Origin of the sequence: Succinatimonas hippei YIT 12066 (assembly GCF_000188195.1) — a bacterium.
In the GTDB taxonomy this organism is placed as follows: Bacteria; Pseudomonadota; Gammaproteobacteria; order Enterobacterales; family Succinivibrionaceae; genus Succinatimonas; species Succinatimonas hippei.
This window is the reverse complement of sequence record NZ_GL830950.1, coordinates 1-3,079: the sequence shown is the minus strand read 5'-3', so window position 1 is coordinate 3,079 and position 3,079 is coordinate 1. Positions and strand designations below refer to the sequence as shown.

The window sequence follows — 3,079 nt, the reverse complement described above, 5'->3', positions numbered from 1 at the left end:
CACTCCTCCGTGCTTTCCGGGGTTGTACGGCCAAGCCTCGCGGGTCATTAGTACCGGCTAGCTTCACTCCTCACAGAGCTTCCACCTCCGGCCTATCTACGTCTTCGTCTTAAACGGCCCTTTCGGAGCTTGCACTCGGGATGACTCATCTCGGGGCCTGCTTCCCGCTTAGATGCTTTCAGCGGTTATCAGTCCCGGACTTGGCTGCCGGGCCGTGCCATTGGCATGACAACCCGTAAACCAGCGGTCCGTTCACTCCGGTCCTCTCGTACTAGGAGCAATCCCCCTCAATCATCCTACGCCCGCGGTAGATAGGGACCAAACTGTCTCACGACGTTTTGAACCCAGCTCGCGTACCACTTTAAATGGCGAACAGCCATACCCTTGGGACCAACTTCAGCCCCAGGATGTGATGAGCCGACATCGAGGTGCCAAACACCGCCGTCGATATGAACTCTTGGGCGGTATCAGCCTGTTATCCCCAGAGTACCTTTTATCCGTTGAGCGATGGCCCGTCCATTTGGAACCACCGGATCACTATGACCTACTTTCGTATCTGTTCGACTTGTCGGTCTCGCAGTTAAGCCGGCTTTTGCCATTGCACTGTCATCACGGTTTCCGACCGTAACCAGCCGACCTTCGTGCTCCTCCGTTACCCTTTGGGAGGAGACCGCCCCAGTCAAACTTCCCGCCAGACACTGTCCCATGTCATTTAAGCCTTAGGTTAGAACCTCAAAACTGTCAGGGCGGTATTTCAAGGGCGACTCCATCAGAGCCTGAGCTCCGACTTCAGTGTCTCCCGCCTATCCTGCGCAAACAGGTTCAAGGTTCAGTGTCAAGCTGCAGTAAAGGTTCACGGGGTCTTTCCGTCTAGCCGCGGGTACACTGCATCTTCACAGCGATTTCGGTTTCACTGGGTCCCGGGTGGAGACAGCGCGGCCATGGTTACACCATTCGTGCAGGTCGGAACTTGCCCGACAAGGAATTTCGCTACCTTAGGACCGTTATAGTTACGGCCGCCGTTTACCGGGGCTTCACTCAAGGGCTTCAGCTTGCGCCTGACCCCATCATTTAACCTTCCGGCACCGGGCAGGTGTCACACCCTATACTTCCCCTTTCAGGTTCGCAGAGTGCTGTGTTTTTGTTAAACAGTCCCAGCCGCCATTTAGCTGCGGCTGTCAAGTGCTCCCTCCGTGCGGATTTCACACCCGACAGCGTACCTTCTCCCGAAGTTACGGTACATTTTTGCCTAGTTCCTTCACCCGGGTTCTCCCAAGCGCCTTGGTATCCTCTACCCGACCACCTGTGTCGGTTTGGGGTACGGCCGCATAATATCTAAGCTTAGAGGCTTTTCCTGGAAGCCTGGACCTAGCAGCTTCACAAACCGTAGTTTGCTCCTCTCGGCTCTCAGTTCATCACCGCAGGTCTTTTAACCCCCGCGATTCCCTACCGCCTTTCACCGGAACTTCCGCTCTCCGGCCTGCCTTACCTTCTCCGTCACCTCATCGCAATATTATCCGGTACGGGAATATTAACCCGTTTCCCTTCGACTGCGCTTTTCAGCCTCGCCTTAGGCACCGACTCACCCTGCCCCGATTAACGTTGGACAGGAACCCTTGGTCTTCCGGCGAACGGGCTTTTCACCCGTTTTATCGTTACTTGCGTCAGCATTCGCACTTCTGCTCCCTCCAGCAAGCCTCTCAGCTTGCCTTCTCCGGCTTGCAGAACGCTCCCCTACCACTTGCACCTAAATGCAAATCCGCGGCTTCGGTGTCAGATTTTAGCCCCGTTACATCTTCCGCGCAGGCCGACTCGACCAGTGAGCTATTACGCTTTCTTTAAATGATGGCTGCTTCTAAGCCAACATCCTGGCTGTCTATGCCTTCCCACATCGTTTCCCACTTAATCTGAACTTCGGGACCTTAGCCGGCGGTCCGGGTTGTTTCCCTCTCCACGATGAACGTTAGCACCCACCGTGTGTCCCCCGCTTTCAACTGGACGGTATTCGCAGTTTGCTACGCCTCGGTATCACTTGACGCAACCCTCGGCGTTACAGTGCTCTACCCCCGTCCGTCACCACGGGACGCTACCTAAATAGCTTTCGGGGAGAACCAGCTATCACCGGGTTTGATTGGCCTTTCACCCCTAGTCCGAAATCATCCCCTGACTTTGCAACGTCAGTGGGTTCGGCCCTCCGGCAGGTGTTACCCTGCTTTCAGCCTGTCCCGGACTAGATCACTCGGTTTCGGGTCTGCCCGTATCAACTCCTCGCCGGTTATGACTCGGTTTCCCTGCGGCTCCCCCATCTAGGTTAACCTCGCTAATACGGACAACTCGCTGACCCATTATACAAAAGGTACGCAGTCACATGACTTGCATCATGCTCCCACTGCTTGTACGCACACGGTTTCAGGTTCTATTTCACTCCCCTCCCGGGGTTCTTTTCGCCTTTCCCTCACGGTACTGGTTCACTATCGGTCGCCGGGTAGTATTTAGCCTTGGAGGATGGTCCCCCCTCTTCAGACAGGATTCCTCGTGTCCCGCCCTACTCTCTCTCATCTCCTGTGCCCCTTCGCGTACGGGAGTCTCACCCTCTGCGCTTCACTTTCCCACGTGATTCCGCTAAAACACAGCTGACTTTTGGGCTCCTTCCCGTTCGCTCGCCGCTACTTGGGAAATCTCGGTTGATTTCTTTTCCTCGGGGTACTGAGATGTTTCACTTCCCCCGGTTCGCTTCATGCCTTGCAGCATGATGACATAGTTGCCTATGTCGGGTTCCCCCATTCGGACATCCGCGGCTTAACGCCCCTTATCGGCTTACCGCGGCTTTTCGCAGATTGGCACGTCCTTCTTCGCCTCCCGGCGCCATGGCATCCGCCATGTGCGCTTTCTTCTTGACCGTACAACCCCGAAAACCTCGGAGTCGTATCTCTTAAGTCTATCTAGTAAGTTCTCTTACTTAATTAGTTCTGACTTTTCTTGCCGGAAAGACTTCGGACTTGCGTCGCTTGTTCGAAACCTTTCTCTTTGACTAATTGAGTTTTTTTCTTCAGCTTGAGTTAAGTTGTTAAAGAGCTTA

Annotated in this window: 1 rRNA gene; it reads right to left on the bottom strand. The window is 54.6% G+C overall.

Going from position 1 to position 3,079, the window contains the following annotated elements:
- Positions 1 to 26: 26 nt before the first annotated feature.
- Positions 27 to 2,900 (bottom strand): 23S ribosomal RNA (locus tag HMPREF9444_RS01415).
- Positions 2,901 to 3,079 lie beyond the last annotated feature (179 nt).